This window comes from Paeniglutamicibacter kerguelensis, from assembly GCF_017876535.1.
GTDB classification, from domain to species: Bacteria; Actinomycetota; Actinomycetes; order Actinomycetales; family Micrococcaceae; genus Paeniglutamicibacter; species Paeniglutamicibacter kerguelensis.
This window is the reverse complement of sequence record NZ_JAGIOF010000001.1, coordinates 197,620-218,127: the sequence shown is the minus strand read 5'-3', so window position 1 is coordinate 218,127 and position 20,508 is coordinate 197,620. Positions and strand designations below refer to the sequence as shown.

At 65.8% G+C, this 20,508-nt stretch carries 18 protein-coding genes; 3 read left to right on the top strand and 15 right to left on the bottom strand.

The features are described 5' to 3' along the window. Positions 1-75: 75 nt before the first annotated feature. From JOF47_RS00975 to JOF47_RS00965, 3 genes are read right to left on the bottom strand one after another with little or no spacing between them, the layout of a single operon-like run. Complete coding sequence (locus tag JOF47_RS00975; protein WP_209995360.1) at positions 76-1,539, bottom strand: aldehyde dehydrogenase family protein; 1,464 nt, start codon at positions 1,537-1,539, stop codon at positions 76-78. Positions 1,540-1,581: 42 nt separating this feature from the next. Further along, the gene (locus JOF47_RS00970; RefSeq protein ID WP_209995359.1) at positions 1,582-2,769 is read right to left on the bottom strand and encodes an acyl-CoA dehydrogenase family protein; all 1,188 of its coding nucleotides are present in this window, start codon (positions 2,767-2,769) and stop codon (positions 1,582-1,584) included. A gap of 43 nt (positions 2,770-2,812) precedes the next feature. Then, positions 2,813-4,174 carry an aminotransferase class III-fold pyridoxal phosphate-dependent enzyme gene (locus JOF47_RS00965; RefSeq protein ID WP_209995357.1) on the bottom strand — a complete coding sequence of 454 codons (1,362 nt, stop codon included), beginning with the start codon at positions 4,172-4,174 and terminating at the stop codon, positions 2,813-2,815. An 82-nt stretch (positions 4,175-4,256) separates the two neighbouring features. On the opposite strand from JOF47_RS00965, the gene JOF47_RS00960 reads away from it, so the two are divergent. Continuing rightward, positions 4,257-5,810: a PucR family transcriptional regulator gene (locus tag JOF47_RS00960; protein ID WP_209995355.1), complete on the top strand. Its 1,554-nt coding sequence runs from the start codon at positions 4,257-4,259 to the stop codon at positions 5,808-5,810. Here JOF47_RS00960 and JOF47_RS00955 read toward each other — a convergent pair. The 3 genes from JOF47_RS00955 to JOF47_RS00945 form a co-directional block, all read right to left on the bottom strand. Next, entirely contained in the window at positions 5,796-6,980 is a 1,185-nt protein-coding gene (locus JOF47_RS00955) for a CaiB/BaiF CoA transferase family protein (RefSeq protein ID WP_209995353.1), read from the bottom strand. The two genes, JOF47_RS00960 and JOF47_RS00955, sit on opposite strands and share 15 nt — an antisense overlap. 294 nt (positions 6,981-7,274) lie before the next feature. Beyond that, a complete protein-coding gene (locus JOF47_RS00950; RefSeq protein ID WP_209995351.1) occupies positions 7,275-8,837 on the bottom strand; it encodes an MFS transporter in 1,563 nt (520 codons plus the stop codon). Continuing rightward, complete coding sequence (locus JOF47_RS00945) at positions 8,834-9,331, bottom strand: MarR family winged helix-turn-helix transcriptional regulator (RefSeq protein WP_209995349.1); 498 nt, start codon at positions 9,329-9,331, stop codon at positions 8,834-8,836. Before JOF47_RS00945 ends, JOF47_RS00950 begins: the two co-directional genes overlap by 4 nt. A gap of 124 nt (positions 9,332-9,455) precedes the next feature. On the opposite strand from JOF47_RS00945, the gene JOF47_RS00940 reads away from it, so the two are divergent. Beyond that, positions 9,456-10,316 carry an inositol monophosphatase family protein gene (locus JOF47_RS00940; protein WP_342592672.1) on the top strand — a complete coding sequence of 287 codons (861 nt, stop codon included), beginning with the start codon at positions 9,456-9,458 and terminating at the stop codon, positions 10,314-10,316. On the opposite strand, the gene JOF47_RS00935 is transcribed toward JOF47_RS00940, so the two are convergent. Beyond that, positions 10,313-11,134: a DUF4190 domain-containing protein gene (locus JOF47_RS00935; protein WP_209995344.1), complete on the bottom strand. Its 822-nt coding sequence runs from the start codon at positions 11,132-11,134 to the stop codon at positions 10,313-10,315. The genes JOF47_RS00940 and JOF47_RS00935 overlap by 4 nt on opposite strands. Positions 11,135-11,224: 90 nt before the next feature. Then, positions 11,225-11,716, bottom strand: coding sequence for a DUF2087 domain-containing protein (locus JOF47_RS00930; protein ID WP_209995343.1), 492 nt, complete (start codon positions 11,714-11,716; stop codon positions 11,225-11,227). 57 nt (positions 11,717-11,773) lie between these two features. Between JOF47_RS00930 and JOF47_RS00925 the strand changes: the two genes are divergently transcribed. After that, the gene (locus tag JOF47_RS00925) at positions 11,774-11,986 is read left to right on the top strand and encodes a hypothetical protein (RefSeq protein ID WP_209995342.1); all 213 of its coding nucleotides are present in this window, start codon (positions 11,774-11,776) and stop codon (positions 11,984-11,986) included. Positions 11,987-12,041: 55 nt separating this feature from the next. Here JOF47_RS00925 and JOF47_RS00920 read toward each other — a convergent pair whose 3' ends face one another. From JOF47_RS00920 to JOF47_RS00890, 7 genes are all read right to left on the bottom strand, one after another. Then, entirely contained in the window at positions 12,042-13,730 is a 1,689-nt protein-coding gene (locus tag JOF47_RS00920; RefSeq protein WP_209995341.1) for an FAD-binding dehydrogenase, read from the bottom strand. 297 nt (positions 13,731-14,027) lie between these two features. Beyond that, positions 14,028-14,783, bottom strand: a complete 756-nt coding sequence (locus JOF47_RS00915) for a nuclear transport factor 2 family protein (protein ID WP_209995340.1) — start codon at positions 14,781-14,783, stop codon at positions 14,028-14,030. Positions 14,784-15,082: 299 nt separating this feature from the next. Next, positions 15,083-15,877 carry an IclR family transcriptional regulator gene (locus JOF47_RS00910; protein ID WP_209995339.1) on the bottom strand — a complete coding sequence of 265 codons (795 nt, stop codon included), beginning with the start codon at positions 15,875-15,877 and terminating at the stop codon, positions 15,083-15,085. A 144-nt stretch (positions 15,878-16,021) separates the two neighbouring features. Continuing rightward, positions 16,022-16,492 (bottom strand): nucleoside deaminase, encoded by a 471-nt coding sequence (locus JOF47_RS00905; RefSeq protein ID WP_209995338.1) that lies wholly within the window; start codon positions 16,490-16,492, stop codon positions 16,022-16,024. A gap of 135 nt (positions 16,493-16,627) precedes the next feature. Continuing rightward, positions 16,628-17,884: an aminopeptidase P family protein gene (locus tag JOF47_RS00900; RefSeq protein ID WP_209995337.1), complete on the bottom strand. Its 1,257-nt coding sequence runs from the start codon at positions 17,882-17,884 to the stop codon at positions 16,628-16,630. Between the two features lie 61 nt (positions 17,885-17,945). After that, complete coding sequence (locus JOF47_RS00895; RefSeq protein WP_245356200.1) at positions 17,946-19,346, bottom strand: MFS transporter; 1,401 nt, start codon at positions 19,344-19,346, stop codon at positions 17,946-17,948. Positions 19,347-19,611: 265 nt separating this feature from the next. Beyond that, the gene (locus tag JOF47_RS00890) at positions 19,612-20,406 is read right to left on the bottom strand and encodes a creatininase (RefSeq protein ID WP_209995336.1); all 795 of its coding nucleotides are present in this window, start codon (positions 20,404-20,406) and stop codon (positions 19,612-19,614) included. Positions 20,407-20,508 lie beyond the last annotated feature (102 nt).

Below are 20,508 nucleotides of genomic sequence, written 5' to 3'. Positions count from 1 at the left end.
ACGCCTCGGGGCGCCGGCCGCATCCTGGAACATGGATGGCACCCGGCGCCCCGGGGCGCTGCCGGTCGGGCGTTGTTATGCGCCGCGCAGGTACACGGTGGTGGTGTGCGTGAAGAACTCCCGCGCAGCCCCACCCTGTTCCTTGGGTCCGTAACCGCTTTTCTTCGCCCCGCCGAACGGCACGTGCGGATCCGCGCCCGCCGATTCGGAGTTCACGTGGAGGATGCCCACGTCGATGGATTCCATGGCATCCAGGGCCTTGGTCAGGTCCTGGGTGAAAACCGCGCAGCTGAGCCCGAACTCGGAATCGTTGGCCAGCGCGAAGGCCTCCGCGGTGGTTGCCGCGCGGCGGACCGCGAGGACCGGCCCGAAGAATTCGTCCCGCCAGGCAATGTTCTGCCCGCCTTCGGGGATTTCCAGCACCGTCGGAGCCACGAAGGCGGGACCGAGTCCGGACACGTCGCCCGCAAAGCGCGGGATGGCACCCTGGGCAACGGCGGCCGCGATTCCGGCGCGGATATCCGCCGCGGCCGAATCGGAGACGACCGGGCCCATGTGGACCGAGGAATCGGTCGGGTCGCCGGTCTGCCATTCGGCAAGGCGCTCGGCCAGGCGCTCGAGGAACGCGTCGGCGATGGAATCCTGCAGCACCAGGCGCGAGGTTGCCGTGCACTTCTGGCCGGTGGAGCGGAATGCCCCGAAAAGCACCTGCTCGGTGGCGAGTTCCAGGTCCGCGTCATCGAGCACGACCGAGGCGTTCTTGCCGCCCATTTCCGCCTGGATCGGCACGCCGGCACCCGCGGCCGCAGCCGCGAGCATGCGGCCCACCCCGGTGGATCCGGTGAACGTGAGTCCGTCCAGGTCCGGGTGGTTGACGATCTCGTTGCCGAGCGAGCCCGGGCCGATGACCAGGTTCAGCACGCCCGCCGGCAGTCCGGCCTCGACCAGGGCCTGGGCCAGGCGCAGTGCCAGCAACGGCACGCTGCTGGCCGGCTTCCACACCACGGTGTTGCCGAACACCAGCGCCGGGGCGATCTTCCACGCCGGAATGGCGATCGGGAAGTTGAACGGGGTGATGACGGCAACGACGCCCAACGGCTTGCGGGTGACAAGGATCTTTTCGCCGCGGCGCGGGGAGGAGAAGACCTCCCCGGCCATGCGGTCGGACTCGGCCGAGTAGTAGGTGAGGATCTGCGCGGCGCGCAACACCTCGCCGCGGCCCTCGGCGAAGGTCTTGCCCTCCTCGCGGGCCAGCTCGGTGCCCCAGACATCGGCGTTGGCGGTGATGATGGCCGCGGCACGGGAGAGGTATCCCCCGCGTTCGGCCATCGGGGTTGCGGCCCACTCGGCGGCCGCGGTCCGCGCGGCGGCCATGGCCGCCTGCACGTCCCGCCCCGTGGCGGTGCCGCCGGCGGCGATCACATTCTCCGGGTTGGCCGGCGAGGTGGATTCCAGCCGGCGTCCGGTTCCCTCGACCCACCGGCCGTCGATCAGCAGGCGCAGCGGCACGATCTCGGTGCGCGTGATGGTTTCAGTCACGAAGGTTCCCTCTTTCGGGTTGTTGGGGGGGGAAGCGGATCTTTAGCGGAAGGCCGGGACGCCGGTGAGCTTGTTGCCCAGAATCAGCGTGTGGACCTCGTCGGTGCCCTCGTAGGTGCGCACCGATTCGAGGTTGTTGGCGTGGCGCAGCGGCGAGTAGTCAAGGGTGATGCCGTTGCCGCCCAGGATGGTGCGGGCCTCGCGGGCGATCTTGATGGCCTCGCGGCAGTTGTTCAGCTTGCCGACGGAGATCTGGTGCAGGTCAAGGGTGCCGGCGTCCTTCTGGCGGCCGATGTGCAGGGCCAGCAGGTAGCCCTTGTTGATTTCCAGGGCCATGTCCACCAGCTTCTGCTGGGTCATCTGGTACCCGGCCAGCGGCTTGTCGAACTGCAGGCGCTGCTGCGAGTAGGCAAGCGCGTCCTCGAAGGCGTCGCGGGCGGCGCCCATGGCGCCCCAGATGATGCCGTAGCGTGCCTCGTTCAGGCAGGAGAACGGGCCCTTGAGACCGACGACGTTCGGCAGCACCGCGTCGTGCGGCAGGCGCACGTCGGTCAGTTCGATCTCGCACTGGATGGAGGCGCGCATCGAGAGCTTGGGTTCGATCGGGGTGGCCTTGTAGCCGGCGGTTTCGGTGGGGACCACAAAGCCGCGGATGCCCTCGTCGGTCTGCGCCCAGATGACGGCGACCTGTGCCACGTTGGCCAGGCCGATCCAGCGCTTGGTGCCGTTGATGACCCAGTCGTCGCCGTCGCGGCGGGCGAAGGTCTTCATGGCGGAGGGGTCCGAGCCGGCGGTCGGTTCGGTCAGGCCGAAGCAGCCGATGGCCTCGCCCTTGGCCATCCTCGGCAGCCATTCGGACTTCTGCTCCTCGGAGCCGTGCTTGTAGATCGCGCTCATGGCCAGCGATCCCTGCACCGAGACGAAGGTGCGCAGGCCGGAGTCGCCGGCCTCCAGCTCGGAACCGGCGAGGCCGTACTCGACGGCGGTGGCGCCGGCGCAGCCGTAGCCCTTCAGGTGCATGCCCAGCAGGCCGAGCCTGCCCATTTCCGGGACGATTTCCAGCGGGAAGACGGCGTCCGCGTACCAGGAGGCGATGTTCGGCTTGATGGCCTCGTCGACGAAGGTGCGGACCTTGGCCCGCAGCGCGAGTTCCTCGGCGCTGAGCAGCGAATCGAAGTTGATCAGGTCTGCCGGGTCCAAAAGGTGCGTTTCGTGGGTGGTGATGGTCATGGTGTGCTCCTCGTGATGGTGGGTCTAAGAGGTCTGGGGGGGCTTAGTTTGCGGCGTCGGCGATGGCGCCGGCCAGCACCGTCAGGCCGTCGCGCAGTAGTTCTTCGCCGATGACCAGGGGTGGCAGCAGGCGCACGACGTTGCCGTGGGTTCCGCAGGTGAGGGTCAGCACGCCGGCCGCGTGGCAGGCGGAGGAGATCTCCTTGGCCAGGTCCGCACGCGGTTCCAGGGTGGCTGCGTCGGCAAGCTCGATGGCCAGCATGGCGCCGCGGCCGCGGATTTCGGCGACGACGTTGGTGGAGGTGAGCAGCGGCTCGAGGATCTCGCGGGCCACGGCCTCGATGCGGCGGGCGTTTTCCAGCAGCTTGCCGTCCTCGAACTGCTCGAAGACCGCGAGGGCCGCCTCGCAGGCCAGCGGGTTGCCGGCGTAGGTGCCGCCCAGGCCGCCGGCGTGCGGTGCGTTCATGACCTCGGCGCGGCCGGTGACGGCGGAGAGCGGGACGCCGTTGGCCAAGGCCTTGGCGGTGAGGATCAGGTCCCCGGCGACGCCCTCGTGCTCGGAGGCGAAGAGGGTTCCGGTGCGGCCCATGCCCGCCTGGATCTCGTCGATGACCAGCAGGATGCCGTACTTGTCGGCAAGCTTGCGCAGGCCCGGGATGAAGCCGGCGGCCGGGACGATGAAGCCGCCCTCGCCCTGGATCGGCTCGATGACCATGGCGGCGAAGGTGCCCGCACCGTGCTCGAGGATGGTGGCTTCGACCGATTCCAGTGCCGCTTCGGCGCCGGCGGCCAGTCCCTCGGCCGGGCGCAGCGGGTTGGCGGAGGCGGCGCGGATGATCTCGGTCGGCAATGGGCCGAAGTTCAGCTTGTACGGGTTGACCTTGGCGGTCATGGCCATGGTGAGCAGCGAGCGGCCGTGGTAGGCCTCGTCGAAGACCAGGACGTTGGGTCGGCCGGTGGCGGCGCGGGCGATCTTGATGGCGTTTTCGACGGCCTCGGCGCCGGTGGAGAACAGGCCGGTGCGCTTTTCGAAGTCGCCCGGGGTGTTCCGGTTCAGCCAGGCGCAGACCTTGGTGAAGGATTCGTATTCGGTGACCATGAAGCAGGTGTGGGTGAAGGCAGCGAGCTGGGCGGCGACGCGTTCGGCGACGAGCTTGTTGCTGGCACCCAGGGAGGTCACCGCGATGCCGGAGGCGAAGTCGATCAGGCGGTTGCCGTCGACGTCCTCGATGATGCCGCCCTCGGCGCGGGTCACGAAGACCGGCAGCGTGATGCCGAAGCCGTTGGTCACCTGTGCGGTGCGCTCGGCGTGCAGTTCGGTGGAACGCGGACCGGGAACGGCGGTGGCAAGGTGGCGGGTCTGCGGCAGGGTGGCGGCCTCGGCGGCCAGGAGAGTTTCGGTCATGGGCTCCACGCTATGTGAATGAGTGACACGCGTCATTGGACGTTCTGCCCAATGCGGGCGTTGTTGTTGGATAATTTAGCCCATGATCTCCCTTTTGCAATTGGGTGCGGAGCTGGGCAGCGAACTCGCACCCTGCGATGGTGCCGACTTCAGCGCCAAGCCGGTCACCGGCGTCCACGTTTCCGAGTTGGAGGATCCGACCCCCTATCTGGAGGGCGGGGAGCTGCTCCTGACCACCGGAATGCCGTTTGCCGCCTCGGCGGCGCTCTCCCGCGCCTACATGGCCCGGCTCGGGGCCAAGAACGTGCACGCGGTCGGGCTGGGCCTGGGCCCGTGGCTGAGATCCGTCCCCGGGTATGTGGTGGCGGCAAGCGTCGCCGCGGGCATCGAGCTGGCGATCGTGCCCGACGGCGTTCCGTTCCAGAACGTCACCCGCGCCTACTGGCGGCTTTCCACCCGGGACGACACGAGCAACCTGATGGATTCCCTCGGCACCCAGACGGCACTGGCCCGCGCCGCGATGCGCCCCGATGCCACCAGCGCGGTGGTGCGCGGGTTGGCCCAGGCACTGGGCGGGTGGGCGGCCTACCTGCCGGCCGATGCCGGGCATGAGACCGTGTGGCCCGCCTCGGCCGGATCGTTGGTCCCCGACCTGCGCGCCGAGTCCATCCGCTTCAACAAGGCCGGGGTCCCCTCCGCCGCGACCTTCGAGATCCACGGGCAACCGGTGGTGCTCTACCCGATCCTGCTGGGCACGCGCATCCACGGGTTCCTGTGCATCGGGTCGGGGCGCACGCTGACCAAGGCCGACCGGCAGGTCATCATGACGGTTTCCACGCTGCTGGCCCTGCGCGCACGCCAGCGCGAGGTCATCGTCGGGACCACCAACGCACTGGGAGCCGCTACCACCAAACTGCTGCTGCACGGCCAGAGCGAGGCCGCGCACATGGTGGCCGCGGACGTGGGGCTGGGCGAACTGCCCAGCCGGGTGCGGCTGCTGGGCATCAGGCTTTCGCCGGGCGACGACCCGGGGCTTGCGGCCCGCGCGGCGGTGCGGCTGGCGGCCGACCCCGGGCTGCCGGACCTGGCCGCGGCCGTGGACAAATGCTTGCTGCGCCACGTCCAGGATTCGATCCTGTATCTGGTGCTTCCCGCCGCCGGCCTGGGAACTTCGCCCACGGACGGCGAGCGCGACTCGCTGGAAGAGAATGCGCTGCTGGGCGTTTCGGCGCTCGTCGAACCCGAGCTGTCCGGCTCGCTGGCCGCTGCGCTGGGCGATCCGGTGAGCCTCGGCGAGATCCCCGGCAACCTTGCGGTGCTTCGCCAGGCCGTGTTGCAGGCCCCGCCGGGGCGCCTGGTTGCCGTGAGCGCGAGCGAGGATGCGCGGGCCACCGGATGGGTGCGGATCCTGGCCGGCTACCCGCGCGCCGACCTGCTGGAAACCGTCAGGGCATACCTCAGGGCACGCGGCACTTGGGAGGATGCGGCACGTGCACTGGGCATCCACAGGAATTCGCTGCGCCACCGGATCTCGGTGGCCAGCGGCCTGCTGGGCGTGGACCTTGACGACCCGGACGTCGCGGCGCACCTGTGGTTGGCGTTGCGCCGCGACGAAAGCGGCCTAGGACCGCGCTAGCACCGGATCCTGTTCGGCGGGCGTGCCGAGCCAGGCGCGGACCGCGTCGGTGTGTTCACCGAGCTGCGGCGGGGCCATTGACGGTGCGTCGAGCCGTGGCGTCCAGCTGATCGGATGGCGGATCTGTTTGCCGACCACCACACCGTCGGCGTTCTGCACCTCGATCACCGGGTCCAGCCCGAGCGATTGCGCATAGCCGATTCCCTCGTCGATCCCCGCGACCTTGCCGGCGGGAACCTGGACGCCCGTGAAGCGCGCCTGCCAGTTCGCGCCGGAGTCGGCCCGCAGGGCTTCTTCCAGCAGCGGGATGAGCAGCTCGCGGTTGGCCACGCGGGCCGAGTTGGTGGCAAAGCGGGCATCGGAGGAAAGCTGCGGTTCGCCGACCTCGGCGCAGAGTCTGGCGAACTGTCCGTCGTTGCCGCAGGCCACGGCGACGGATCCGTCGGAGCAGGCCAGCAACTGGTAGGGCACGATCGAGGGGTGCGCGTTGCCCATGCGGGTGGCGACCTTGCCCGCGCCCAGGTAGGCCTGGGCCTGGTTGGCCAGCGCCCCCTGCAGGCTGGAGAGCAGGTTGACCTCGATGTGGGCGCCGGCCCCGGAGGTGTTGCGGGCGGCCAGCGCGGCCAGCACACCGATGGTTGCGTCCTTGGCGGTGAGCACGTCCACCAGCGCGACGCCGGCCTTCATCGGGTCGGCCCCGGCCTCCCCGGTGATCGACATCAGCCCGCCGAGGGCTTGGACGATGAAGTCGTAGCCGGGCAGGTGGGCCCCGCCGGTGGATCCGAACCCGGAGATGGAGGCGTAGACGAGGCCCGGGTTTTCCGCGGTCAGCTCCGCATAGCCGAGCCCGAGCTTGGCCATGCCGCCTGGCTTGAAGTTCTCGACCAGCACGTCGGCGCGCAGCGCCAGCTCCCGGGCAAGCACCAGGTCCTCCGGGTTTCCAAGGTCCAGCGCCACCGACTGCTTGTTGCGGTTCACCGATTCGAAGTAGGTGGAGCCGGTGGCGGAAAACGGAGGCCCCCAGCTGCGGGTGTCGTCCCCGGCGCCGGGGCGTTCGACCTTGATGACCGTGGCACCGAGGTCGGCCAGGGTCATGGTGCACAGCGGCCCGGCCAGCACCCGGGAAAAGTCTGCAACGATGATGCCATCCAGCGGGCGGATCGAATTCATGCGGGGATTCCTTCCATGGCCGTCATGCTCCGCACCGTCTGCGAACAGCGTCCCGTCGGGTTTTCGATCCCCGCATGGGTGCAGTCTGGTGGAAAGCCGGCCGGCGGTGTTCCTTCCACATGAGCTACATGGAACACCCTACGAACAAACGTGACAGGAGTCTCGGATAATTCATCCAACGCCTTGGCCACTTCATCCATTCGCTCGGGGCCGGGGCAACACCGCAGCGCGCCTTAAGCAGGTGTGTCCCGCACCCGATGGCTCGGGTACGGGACACACCTGCCTGCGCCGAAACTAGACGGTCCTGCGCAGCGGCGCTTCCTTGATGAGCAGGACGCAAACCAGCGAAACCACGGCAACGGCGGCCGAGGCCATGAAGATCACGCCCGTGGCGTCGCCGAAGGCCGTCTCGTACATGACCCGCACGGCCGCGGGCATGGTCGACAGGTCCAGCGACGTACTTCCGGAGGCAACGCCGCCGGAACCGTCCGGGGAGATCAGGTGTGCGGCCGTGAGCGCATCGATGACCAGCGCACTGACCTTGTCGGACAGCATCGCGCCGAGCACCGCGACGCCGGCGGCCCCGCCCACCGAGCGGAAGAACGCCACGGACGAGCTGGCGGTGCCGATGTCGGTGACCTTGACGGTGTTCTGCACGGCGAGCACCAGGTTCTGCACCATGAAGCCCATGCCGACGCCGTTGAAGAACATGCCGGCGGCCAGGATCCAGTAGTTGGTGTCGTGGGACATGGTGCCCAGCAGCGCCAGCGCAGCGATGTTGACGCTGGCTCCGACGACCAGGAAGATCTTCCACCGGCCATGCCGGGAAATCATCTGCCCGGAGAACACCGAGCCGAAGAGGTTGCCCAGGATCATGGGCAGGGTCATGACCCCGGCCATGGTGGGGCTGGCCTCCCGGGCCACCTGGAAGTACTGGCCCAGGAAGGCGCCGGAGCCGAACATCGCCACGCCGATGGAGACCGAGGCGATGATGGAGAGCGCGGTGGTGCGCATGGCGATGATGCGCAGCGGGATGACCGGCTCCGGGACGCGTCCCTCAACCCAGATCAGCAGCGCGATCAGCGCCAGCGAGCCGCCCACCATGGCGTAGGTCTGCCAGGAGTTGAACTCGAAGTAGCCGGCCTTGCCGACGTAGGAAACCCAGATCAGCAGCACCGACACGGAGACCGTCACCAGCACGGCGCCGGCCCAGTCGATGTAGACCTTGCGGGCAACGTGCTTGATGTGCAGCGTCTTGTGGATCATCCACATGGAAATCAGTGCGATCGGGACGCCGATGAAGAACGTCCAGCGCCAACCCAGCGGCGAGTCGACGATCAGCCCGCCCAGCAGCGGGCCGCCGGCCGTGGCCAGCGCCATGACGCCGCCGAAGTAGCCCGAGTAGCGTCCGCGCTCGCGCGGCGGGATGACGGTGCCGATCACAGCCATGCCCATGGCGGTGAGCCCGCCCATGCCGATGCCCTGGATGACGCGGGCGCTCATGAGCATGGGGATGTTGATCGCGAACCCCGCCAGCAGGGAACCCGCAACGAAGGTGAGGATACCAAGCTGCAGCAGCTTCTTCTTGTCGAAAAGGTCTGCCAGCTTGCCCCAGATCGGGGTGGTGGCCGCGTTGGCCAGCAGCGCCGCGGTGAGGACCCAGTTGAAGTCTGTCTGCGTGCCGTTGAGGGCGTCCATGATGGTCGGCAGGGCAATTGAAACGATGGTGGTGGCCAGCATCGCCGCGAAAAATGCTGCCAAAACGCCGACGATGGAGCGCATTACCTCCTTCGGCTCCATCTGCGGTTGGTCGCCTTGGCGCTCGCGCGTCAGGGCAACGGACTGCTGTTCGCTCATGCGTTTCCTTCCTGTGCAGCCTCTGCCGCTGGTAAGTTCCTGCCTTGCATCTGGTCGATGCCGGCACGAAGCGCTTGCTGGATCCGGTTCACGGTGGCCGCGGCTTCGGCGATCTCCGTCGCGTCCCAGTCCTTGAGCAGGTCTGACAGGAGGTCGGTCCTGCGCTTGTAGGCCCGGTCCACCTCGTCCTTGCCCTCCTGGGTCAGCGAAATGAGTTGCGCCCTGGCATCGTTGCGGCACGGGGTGCGCTCCAGGAGCCCCATGGACTCCAGGTCCGCAACCTGCCGGCTCAGCGCGGCGGGACCGATTCCGATCCACTGCGCGACATCGGTGGCCCTCGTGGGCTGGTTTCGATAGACGTACAGAAGGACCCCCATGGCGGCGAAGCCGACCTTCTGGTCGCCCTCGCCCAAGTGAGCGAGTTGCCGCAGGGTGCGGTTCAGCGAGCTGACGCTCTCCACGAGTTCCAGTGTTTGCGAATCATCCTGAGGCAAGGGGCTGCGCTCCTCAAATCGAAATTAGTTGACCAAGGCAAATGTTGCCTCGGTCAACTATATGAGCAATTTAGTTGCCCCGTCAAACTAATTTGGTGAGATGTTTGGGACTACGCTTGATCCCGTGAGCACCGAAAACTTCAGCCCGGCCGACATTGCACTTGCTTCCCGACTGCGTTTGATAGCACTGGAAGCGGCAAGACTCGCCGCACCGGTATTGCGTGAAGCCTTCCGCAACGACGTACAGCGCGAGAACAAGACCAACGCCCACGACCTGGTCACGGCCTTTGACCGGCACAGCGAAGAAATCATCCGCACCCACCTCACCGGGGCGGAACCCGACTCGCGGGTCCTGGGCGAGGAGGGCGGGAGCACAGGCGATGGAAACATCCAATGGATCGTGGATCCCATTGACGGAACCAGCAATTTCACGCATGGAATTGCATTTTTCTGCATTTCGATAGCCGCGGCGCACGACGGGCAGCTGCTCGCCGGCGTCGTGCTCGATCCGATTGCAGGCTTGGAATTCACGGCGGATGCGGAGCACGCATATCTCAACGGGGAGATCCTGGCTCCCGCTTTCCGGCCCGACCAGGCCCATGCCAACCTCATGACCGACTACCCCTCGGCGGAGGCCCTGGCAGTCGACGGTTCCCTGGGCCTGGCCGAATTCGGATCGTGGATCACGGCCTTCGCCACGGTGCGCCGAAAGGTCTCGGCGGCCCTGGCACTGGCACACGTTGCCGCCGGATGGTGCGACGTCACCCTGGGCCTGGATACCAAGCCCTGGGACATCGCCGCGGGCGCACTATTGGTGCGGCGAGCGGGTGGACGCTACCTGGCATACCGCTATGACGACGAACAGCTGCCCGACTATGCAGCACCCTGCTTCATCGCGCTGGGGCCAGGTGCGCAGTATCCGGCTGCCACGGCGTCGGTCGAACGAATCATTTCCGCGCGGCGGGCGCAAGGCTTCGGCGGCTAGTTGCCCGCCATGGCCTTGAGCTCGTCGCTGACCGAGTAGTCCTCGGTGTTTTCGAGCCAGGAAGCACCGATCATGCATTGGGCCTGGGCGCCGAGGCCTTCGTCTTCATCTTCAATGACAAGGTAGCCTTCGGAATCAAAAACCTCGCAGCTGACCTTTCCGGCGTTGTCACCGACGTTCGTGGCGATCACGCCGCCAAAGAGCGTCGAGGCGGTGTGGCTTTCGGTGAAGGTGCCACGCTGGTTGCTGGTCACCGCAGCCGTGGCTTCAGTGGTGGTGAGGGAAATCTGGTACTCGCCGGCGGAAGACGCAACGAATTCGTAGGTGGCGCTGCGATCCATGAAGGACATGAACGTCGTGAACAGGAGCGCATAAAGAATCGAAACCAGCAGCCCGAACGCGCCCGTCACCAACGCTGTCACCGAAAAACCTCGGCGGTTCAGCCGCTTGGCGATGCCGACAATGCCGAGCACCATGGCAAGCGGGCCCAGCAGGAAGGCCACGAATCCAAAGACCGGGACGATCGAAATCGCCGCCGCTGCTATGCCCGTCACCATCGCAAACGTGGTCATGCCGTGGGTGCGCGGGGGGGCGTTCCAACCGCCGGGGCCATAGCCGTAGGCTCCATACGCCGGGTAATCCCCCGGATATTGCCCGGGGTACTGTCCCGGATACTGCCCCTGGTATTGGCCCGGGTGCTGGGTCTGCACCGGGGCTCCGCCCTGGTACTGGCCGGGGTATTGCCCGCCGCCGAATCCTTGCTGGTTCCACGACTCGTGGTTAGAGCCACCACCTGGCGAGGCATTCGGGTCGGACATTTGGCTCCTTGAACGAAAGGGAATGGCGCGCTGGATGCTTTGCGGCTCTAGAACGAAATTACCCGTTTCTTGGAGCTTGGCACAATCCGGCTAGTCGGAGCCATCACCCAAGCGGTACTCGGAACCATCCGGGCGACGAAGGAGCACGCCGTAATCAACCAGGTACCGGCGCAGCAACACCGCATCATCGGCGATGTCTTCGAGCCGCAAGGTCAAATCGAGCTCGTCAAGTTCCTCGCCGTGTTTCAGCACCCGCGCCCCGATTGATCGCAGCAGGGAAAGGCGTTCCGAGGGGTTCTTGGGGTACCGCTGGATGCGGCCGTCGGCATCCAGGAATCGATCGACCCCCTCCTTGGGCATGCGGGAGGCGCCCACCGCCAAGGTCCGTGCATAAACGCCATCGTCGACGAGCCCCTCGGCGGTCAGCAGGCCGGCGGCCTGCAGGTTTTTCTCGGCCTTGGCCTGCCGCACCGGAGGCAAGTCTCCGGGGATTCCCAGTACCGCTTGGGCGTATGCCTTGCGTGTTTCTTCATTGGCCAAGGCGCCGAACACCTGCCGCCAGTCGGCCGTCGATTCGCTCATTGCTTCCTTCACTATTTTTCCCTCGTAATTCCAACTTCTCGGGCATACCCTGAGGGCATGGCTACTCTATTCCATCGAAATGCACAGGCTGCCGTGCACCACCACGGTGGCGGATCCCTCATCCTCGGCGGCATACTCGCAGCAATGCTGTTCGGGGTGTTCGCCATTTTCCTGGCCAGCACCAACGGAACCTGGGCACCCATGCTGATTGGTATGTCCTTCGGCATCTCGGCCGCTCTCTTTGGGACGGTTTACCACTTCACGCACTGACCCCGTTCCAAAACCGCCACGCCGACCAGGAAAACTCCCGATCGGCGTGGTTTTCCTATGTCCAGCCGGCGGGGGCCCGATCTTGCGACGCGGCCGACTGTCCGGCCGACCGGCCGCTGAACAGGCAGCCGCCCAGGAACGTTCCCTCGAGCGCGCGATAGCCGTGGCAACCGCCTCCGCCGAACCCGGCGGCCTCCCCCGCCGCATACAGGCCCGGCACCGGCTCGCCCTCCGCATTCAATACGCGGGAATCCAAGTCCGTATTGAGGCCGCCCAGGGACTTGCGGGTCAGGATGTTCAACCGGACGGCGACCAGCGGCCCTGCCTTGGGATCGGTCAACGGATGGGGCTTGACGCTGCGAACGAGCCTGTCCCCCACGTAGTTCCGGGCACTGGTGACAGCGGAAATCTGCCCGTCCTTGCCGAAGGCGTTTTGGACGGCCGAATCCCGCGCGCCTACCACTGCCGCAACCTCGGCGGGGTCGAGCAAGTCCTCGCCGCTGAGCTCGTTCATCTTCTTCACCAGTTCGTCGAGGTTCGGCGCCTGCACGAAGTCCTCGCCGTTATCGAGGAAGGCCTGCACGGGGTCAGGCACGTCCGTCTTGGCCCTCGCCACCACCGCGCGCACGTCCTTTCCCGTCAGGTCCGGGTTCTGTTCGCTTCCCGAGAGCGCGAATTCCTTGCCGATGATGCGCCGGTTGAGGATGAACCAGCTGTAATCATGCCCCGTGCCACGCAGGTATTCCAGGGTGCCGAGGGTATCGAACCCCGGCCACAGCGGATCGGGCAGGCGTTTGCCCGTGGCATCGAGCCACAGGGAACTCGGCCCGGGCAGGATGCGGATCCCGTGGTTCCGCCACACGGGGTTCCAGTTCGCGATGCCCTCGGTGTAGTGCCACATCCTGTCGCCGTTGATCAGCCGACCGCCGGCGCGCTCGGCGATGTCAAGCCCGCGCCCGTCGACGTGCGCGGGGACGCCGGCGACCATGTTTTTTGGCGCCTCGCCCAGGCGTGCGGGCCAGGCGTCCCTGACCTTGGCGATGTTGCCGCCGATGCCGCCGGTGGCGACAATGACGGCCGGGGCAAAGTACTCGAACGTGCCGATCGCGTTCCGGTTGGTGGCCACTCCCCGTTCGGCGTCATCGGGTTCGAGCAGGCTGCCACGCACACCGCCCACGGCGCCTTCGGCCATGACCAGCTCGTCGAGTTGGTGGCGCCACAGCATTGTCAGCTGCCCCTTGGCGACGGCCGTCCTCGCGGCCACGGCGAACGGCTCGACAATCCCGGGCCCGGTACCCCAGGTGATGTGGAAACGCGGGACCGAGTTTCCGGGACCTTGCGCCCCGGCGCCGCCGCGCTCCGCCCATCCCACGACGGGGAAGAACCTTACGCCGCGCTCGCGCAGCCACGCGCGTTTTCCGCCCGCCGCCCAATGCACATAGGCCTTGGCCCATTCCCGGGGCCAATAATCTTCCTCGCGGTCGAAGCCCGCCGTCCCGAACCAGTCCCTCAGTGCCAGCTCTTCGGAGTCCTTGACGCCCAGCCTGCGCTGCTCGGGCGAGTCGACGAGGAAGATCCCGCCAAAGCTCCAATGGGCCTGGGCCCCGAGGTTCGCCTCGGATTCCTGGTCGATCAGCAGCACCCGGCTGCCGGCGTTGACCGCTTCGGTGGCAGCGACCAGCCCGGAGAGGCCCGCGCCAACGACAATGACATCAAAGTTCTTCGAATGTGGTGTGTGCGCCATGACCCCACCCTACCGAAAGGTAACCCGAATCACACAAGGTTTCGGCCCGGGCTTCGGGTCCGCCGCCACTTTCCCCAACAGACATTGGCCGGCGCGGGAAGCCTCACCAGTGCTCAGCTATCCGTTGTGTAGTTGCGGTCGAGCCCCGGCGGCATCCTCCCTGAAAAGTCGCGGGCGCTGAACAAGCACCCCAACGCTCGCAGAAGACGTCGCGCCAACGAGCACCGATGGCGGACTTGCCGAGGCACGCCGTGATGACAACGATCGGCGGGTCCACCATGGGTACACTGCTGGAAATCAGCCAGCGACCGGGCTCCCGAGGCCGGGATCTTCCGTGAGGCCAAGTTGCTTCACCAGGCTGTTGATGTCGTAATACATCGCGCCTCCCGTCCCCTGCCACGGCGGGGCAAGGCTGTCGGAGGCCGGTGGGTTCTGGCGCCAGCAGATGTATTCGGTGAGCTCCAAGGCGAACGACTTGTTGGTGGGGGGCTGCCCGTTCGGAAGTTCACCGGTCTGGACACCCGTCAGGGTGAGCCGGGCGATGGTCCACAGGTCGGATTTCAGCGACGGGTCCAGGGATGCGGGGTACTCCCCCAATTGGTCGGCGATGATGCCGGCGTAGTAATAGACGCCCGAGAGCTTGGCATCGGGGGCGGCCTTGAACCACTTGGAGGCAAATTCCACCATCGCGGTGGCGTTGGTGACCTCATGGCCGGTTGGCACGTCCGCGTAGTGGATGGTGGGCGCGAACGTCGGGATGAACGATTCCAGGTCCCGATCGTTCCAGAGCTCGTGGGCCTTTTTGTGAACCCCGATCAGAGTCGCCTTGTCCTTTTCTTCGTCGGCGCCGGGGGTGGTGCTTGCGGCGCCGGTGGTGCTGGCAGCGCCGGGTGTGGTGCTGCAGGCGGCAAGCGCCGCAATTGCCCATACGCTGACCCCTGCCGTGCCTGCCCGCAGCGCACTGCGCCGGCTTACTCCTTGGCTCGCCGAACCAGCCTCGGTCCCCGGTGGGAATCCAGTGTGGCCTTCAACGGTATTGCGTTTGTATTCCATATCCTTGCCTCCTACTGCTACAACGCTGCCCCACGTGCAGAGACCCCAGTTTCCAGTTCAAAGGTTTCACGGGGGCCCGGTGGTGTCGCCATCCTCCTCGGATGATTTCCCCGGCGGGGGTGTGTCGGTCCGGCCTGAAACCGGGCCCGGGTGCCGTGCCCCATCGGAACCGGGGGCGTGTTTCCCGATTGCCCGGGCCTCGCGGCGGTGGCGGGCAGGCCCATGAGCGCGGTCCGGCCGCGCCGCTGCGTAGCGTTGCCCATTGGCGCTTTGCGATCCCCCTGCCTTTGACGGAGGGACTATGCGGGTTGGGCGCCCATTCGCAGGCTGATCTGCTGTGCCGCACGAATGCATGCCATGCCCAGATCGTGGAGCTGTTCCTTGGAGACTCGGTAGAAGGGCGCCGCGATCATTGCACAGGCAACGACCCTGCCCCTGTGGTCATAGATCGGGGCCGCAACGCCGACTTCATCGCTGGAGGTTTCCCCGTGGTTCGCCGCATAGCCTTGGGCACGAACCCCCGCGAGGCGCTGCATGTACGAGGCCCGTGCATCGGAGCTGTTTTCGGGCAGGACCACGCCGCCGGATTCCAACAGGTCAAGTGTCGCTTGCGCACCTTCATGGGCCAGGAACACCTGCACCGATGCGCTCAACGCCGTGTTGTAGCGGCTGCCCATGACGGAGGTGTGCTTGACCTGGTGCACGCTGGGAATTTGCTCGACCGACACGGATTCGGCCCCGTCCCAGATGTTGAGCACCGCCGTTTCGCCGGTGGCCTGGGCCAGTTCCTCGAGGATCGGGAAGGAAATGCGTCGCACGTCGAGGTTGGCCAGCAAGGGACCGGCCACGGCGATGAGCCCCAGGCCGAGGCTGTATTTGCGCGTGTTCTCGTCGCGGGCCACGATGCGTTCCTGCTCAAGCGTCGCGAGGATGCGCGAAATGCTGGACTTGTGGAGTCCGACCTTGGCCGCGATTTCGGTGACGCCCAGCACGGGATGCTCAACGGTGAAACAACGCAGGACATCGATCACGTTGACGATGACCGAGGCGCCACGGGACTCCGTGGCATTGGTTTCGGTCGGCTGGGCAACCATCTGTTCTCCTAGCTGGATTCCTGCGGATATTGGCAACGCTGCCGAACGGGGTTCGGTTCGTTCACGATGACGTTACCGTGATTTGCGGGTGGACATGGACAACCTGATTGCGATGCCGGCATCTTGTCGCATTTACGCCAAGGTTCAGTCGCCTTCGTCCACTCCGATGTCTTCGTTCCAGAGGCTCGGGTTCTCGGCGATGAATTGCCCCATGATGGCTGTGGCCTCGGCGTCGTCGATCAGCACCACCTCGACCCCGCGGTCCCGGAGAAGGTCGAGCTCGCCGTCGAAGTTCCGGTTTTCGCCCACGACCACCCTTGGAATGCCGAAGAGGATGATGGCTCCGGAGCACAGCGCGCAGGGTGCCAATGTTGAATACAGGGTGGTTCCCGCATACGAGGCGCGGCGCCCGACGTTGCGCAGGCAGTCGATTTCGCCGTGCGACGTGGGATCCCCGTTTTGGACCCGGCGGTTGTGCCCGCTTCCGAGTCGAGTTCCGCCCTCGAAGAGACTGGAGCCGATGGGCACTCCACCCTCCGCGGCACCAAGCAGGGCTTCCTCAAGGGCCAGTGCATAGCCCGCGCGGTCGTGCTCGTCTAGTTCCGGCTGATTCATGCTCTGCACTCCCTGTTTCGTATGGTCATGGTCCACGGTACGCGGTGTGGCCAACCGTTGGTGGGCCACACCGCGCATTCCGCTTAAAACCCAAGGTGGGTGGCATCCCTTGGAACGCCACCCACCGGGTGCTGCCTAGCGGTCGATGATGTTGTTTTCCGGACCGAAGCCGAACTTGGTGATGTTCTCGACGCTGTTGTCCTCGCCAATGACCAGGATGTCGTGCTCGCGGTAGCCGCCGGCACCCGGCTCTCCGTCAAGCACCGTGATCATCGGTTCCATGGAGACGACCATGCCCGGCTCAAGGACCGTGTCGATGTCCTCGCGCAGCTCCAGGCCCGCCTCACGGCCGTAGTAGTGCGACAGGACGCCGAAGGAGTGGCCGTAGCCGAAGGTGCGGTTCGGCAGCAGGCCGTGGCCGATGTAGATCTCGTTGAGCTCCGCGGCGATGTCCTTGCAGACAGCGCCGGGCTTGATCAATTCCAGGCCGCGCTTGTGCACCTCGACGTTGACGTTCCAGAGTTCCAGGCTGCGCTCGTCCGGCTCGCCGAGGAACAGGGTGCGCTCCAGGGCGGTGTAGTAGCCCGAGGTCATCGGGAAGCAGTTCAGCGAGAGGATGTCCCCGCGCTGCAGCTTGCGGGTGGTGGCCCAGTTGTGGGCGCCGTCGGTGTTGATGCCGGACTGGAACCAGACCCAGGTGTCGCGCACTTCGCGGTCCGGGAAGGTCTTGGCGATCTCGTGGACCATGGCCTCGGTGCCGATGAGTGCGACCTCGTACTCGGTGATGCCCTCTCGGATGGCGGCCTTGATGGCCTCGCCACCCATGTCGCCGATGCGTGCACCGTGCTTGATGACCTCGATCTCCTCGGCGGACTTGATCATGCGCTGGCGCATGGCGGCCTGCGAGACGTCCACCAAGGTGGCGCCGCCGAAGGCATCCTGGATGCGCTGGCGGGTCATCACCGGCAGGGCGTCGTCCTCGACGCCGAGTCGGGAAGCCTTGACACCGGCGCGGCGCAGGGCCTCCTGCAGGCCGAAGTAGAAGTTGTCTCGCTGCCAGTCGGTGTAGACAATGTTGTCGCCGTAGCTGGTGCGCCATGGCATGCCGGCGTCGATGTTGGCGGTGATGGTGACCGACTCGTTGGCGGTGACGACCAGGGCGTAGTTGCGGCCGAAGGTTGTGTACAGGAAGTCGGAATAGTACTTGATGCCGTGGTAGCTGGTGAGGATGACGGCGTCGAGGTCCTTGGCCGCCATGATCTGGCGCAGTCCGGACAGGCGTCGCTCGAACTCGGCGTCGGAGAAGGTCAGCTTCTGCTTGGTGCCGTTGTGCAGGGTCTTCAGTCGCTCAAGCTCGGAAACGTTGGTTGCGGTTGCCGGTGTAATGGTCATGATGTTCTCCTGTGGTGTTGATGTTTGGTGTTGGTGTGCGGGAAGAAAGGCTGTGGCGGCCCTAGGCCAGCGGTTTCTTGCTGGTTTCCACCGAGCAGGCGACGGCGACCAGGGAAATGACAGCGGCGCCCATGAGGTACCAGGCGGGGGCCAGCACGCTGCCGGAGGTTGCGATCAGCAGGGTTGCCACGAAGGGCGCGGTTCCGCCGAACAGTGCGTTGGAGAGGTTGAAGCTGACGGCGAACCCGGTGTAGCGGACCCGGGTGGGGAACATTTCGGCCAGGTAGCTGGGCAGGGTTCCGTCGTTCAGGGTGAGCATTCCGCCGAGCAGGATCTGCACGAGGATGATCACCAGGAAGTTGCCGGTGTCCAGCAGCATGAACGCGGGAACCGTCAGGAAGATGAAGAGGATCGAGGCGCTGATGAGAACCCTCTTGCGTCCCAACCGGTCCGAAAGCATGCCGGTGAGGAAGATGAAGCCGATGTAGGTCACCAGGGCAACGGTGGTTGCCACGTAGGACGCGGTTTCATCGAGGCCCAGTTCCTGGGACAGGTACGTGGGCATGTAGCTGAGGATGACGTAGAAGCCAACCGCGTTGAGCAGGACCGCGCCCACGGCCTGGATCAGCTGACGCCAATGCTCCTTGAACAGCATGCTGACCGGCGCCTTTATGACATTGTCTTCGTTGGCAAGCTCCTTGAAGACCGGGGAGTCCTCGAGCTTGGTGCGGATATAGCGGCCGATCAAGCCCATCGGTGCGGCCAGGAGGAATGGCAAGCGCCAGCCCCAATCCTGCATCTGTCCTGGTTCAAGCAAGCCCGTCAGCAGTGCCGCCAAGAGCGACCCGAGCAGCAGGCCGGTGGCGGTACTCGCCGGCACGACGGCCGCATAGAGCCCGCGGCGGTTGGCCGGCGCGTACTCGACGAGGAATGCCGAGGCCCCGGCGTATTCGCCCGAGGCGGAGAAGCCCTGGACCACGCGGATGATGAGCAGGAGGATCGGCGCCCAGATTCCGATGGTTGCGTAGGAAGGGATCAGGGCGATGCAGAAGGTCGCGGCGGACATGATCAGGATCGACCAGGACAGCGCCGTGCGCCGGCCGATCTTGTCGCCCAGGTGGCCCCAGACGAATCCGCCCAGCGGCCGGACGAGGAATGAAATGGCGAAGAGTGCGAAGGTGAGCATGAGCCCGGTCTGCGGATCTGATTCCGGGAAGAACACCGCGGTGATGGTGACGGCCAGGTATCCGTAGACGGCATAGTCGAACCATTCAACAAAGTTGCCGATAAAGCTTGCCGCAACGACCTTGTTGCGGGTCTTGCGTCCGACGCCGGATGGATCGGGTCGCTCCTGGCCGCTGAGCGTAGGGCCGAGATCGCGGGCTGGATCTGTGGTGAGAGAGGTCGTTGCAGAACGCTCGGTGGCGTGCTTGCCAGCCGGGGTGTTGTTGCTCTGAGTCATTGGGGTTACCACCAGAAGGAATTGGAGTTGCATTCATTGCAACGCTGTTGCACTCACTGTATTTGTGTCGCGCATCACTGTCAAGGGTCGAATTTGACCCGCGTCACACTCGACGTTCCGGGTGCCAAAAAGATTTGGGCACCCGGTTGTCCGGGCGCCCAATCTTGTGTGTCATTGATGGCCCGCAGGCCTTTCTTCAACCCCGTTTTCGCCGGCCGAGGCCACCGTGGAGCTACAACGCGAGCATGACGTGCCGCGATGGCCGCTATCTGGCCCCAAGGGCTTCCACGGGCAATGAGTACTCGGCTTCGATCGCCCGGGCCACACCGTTTGTCACGGCATCCAGGAGCAGCTGTCCTCGTTCGGCGCTGGCACCGATCGGCGAGGACAGGCATCCGCTGGCCGGGGTGCGCGCGGGGTCCTCGGGGAAGACGTCGTAGGGCTTAAGCTGCGCCGGCGGGTGGTCGACGGCACGGGACATGTCGACCTTTTCCGGATGCAGCAGCAGCATGAGGGAGGTTTCCAGCACCCCGCCATGCTCGATGTCCCAACCCAGGAAGCCGTCGGGGAAGACTTTGTCCAGGGTTTCCTCGTCCACGAAGTCCCAGTAGGAAAGCAGCATGGCACGTGCATCCAGCCCGGCTTCCCGGGCGTGGCCCACGGCGATCTCAAGGCCCTCATAGATGAATTGGTAGTTTTCAAAGTGGCCGTTGAGGATGACCACCTTGGTGAACGCCTGCCCGATGAAGGATCGGGCAATATCCTCGACCTGACCGCTGAGCGTTGCCCCGCTCAGGCTTGTGGTTCCGATGCGGTGGTTTCCGCCCCCGGATCGCGGCTGCGACTTGTATCCATAGGAAAGCGTCGGAGCCACCAGGGCTCCGAGCTTTCGGGCCACCCCTGCGGCAATGGCGCGCGACAGCATCGCGTCGACTCCCAGCGGCATATGCGGGCCGTGTTGTTCGGTGGCACCGGCGGGGATGATCACCGTTGCATGGGCCTGGGCCACGTATGCGGCATAGGTATCAGCATCGATATCTTCCAAAAAGACCGACTGCATCGGGGGCTCCTTTGTGGTTTTGGCGCGAGGCGACTCACCATTGGTTAGCCTCGCGCCATGCGTTATGTGTGGAAATGGATTTGGGAGAAAATGGCTGCAATG

Coding starts and splice junctions, on each gene's coding strand:
- JOF47_RS00970 (WP_209995359.1), bottom strand. CDS start 2,769: ATGACCATCACCACCCACGAAACGCACCTTTTGGACCCGGCAGACCTG.
- JOF47_RS00965 (WP_209995357.1), bottom strand. CDS start 4,174: ATGACCGAAACTCTCCTGGCCGCCGAGGCCGCCACCCTGCCGCAGACC.
- JOF47_RS00960 (WP_209995355.1), top strand. CDS start 4,257: ATGATCTCCCTTTTGCAATTGGGTGCGGAGCTGGGCAGCGAACTCGCA.
- JOF47_RS00955 (WP_209995353.1), bottom strand. CDS start 6,980: ATGAATTCGATCCGCCCGCTGGATGGCATCATCGTTGCAGACTTTTCC.
- JOF47_RS00950 (WP_209995351.1), bottom strand. CDS start 8,837: ATGAGCGAACAGCAGTCCGTTGCCCTGACGCGCGAGCGCCAAGGCGAC.
- JOF47_RS00935 (WP_209995344.1), bottom strand. CDS start 11,134: ATGTCCGACCCGAATGCCTCGCCAGGTGGTGGCTCTAACCACGAGTCG.
- JOF47_RS00930 (WP_209995343.1), bottom strand. CDS start 11,716: ATGAGCGAATCGACGGCCGACTGGCGGCAGGTGTTCGGCGCCTTGGCC.
- JOF47_RS00925 (WP_209995342.1), top strand. CDS start 11,774: ATGGCTACTCTATTCCATCGAAATGCACAGGCTGCCGTGCACCACCAC.
- JOF47_RS00920 (WP_209995341.1), bottom strand. CDS start 13,730: ATGGCGCACACACCACATTCGAAGAACTTTGATGTCATTGTCGTTGGC.
- JOF47_RS00915 (WP_209995340.1), bottom strand. CDS start 14,783: ATGGAATACAAACGCAATACCGTTGAAGGCCACACTGGATTCCCACCG.
- JOF47_RS00910 (WP_209995339.1), bottom strand. CDS start 15,877: ATGGTTGCCCAGCCGACCGAAACCAATGCCACGGAGTCCCGTGGCGCC.
- JOF47_RS00905 (WP_209995338.1), bottom strand. CDS start 16,492: ATGAATCAGCCGGAACTAGACGAGCACGACCGCGCGGGCTATGCACTG.
- JOF47_RS00900 (WP_209995337.1), bottom strand. CDS start 17,884: ATGACCATTACACCGGCAACCGCAACCAACGTTTCCGAGCTTGAGCGA.
- JOF47_RS00895 (WP_245356200.1), bottom strand. CDS start 19,346: ATGACTCAGAGCAACAACACCCCGGCTGGCAAGCACGCCACCGAGCGT.
- JOF47_RS00890 (WP_209995336.1), bottom strand. CDS start 20,406: ATGCAGTCGGTCTTTTTGGAAGATATCGATGCTGATACCTATGCCGCA.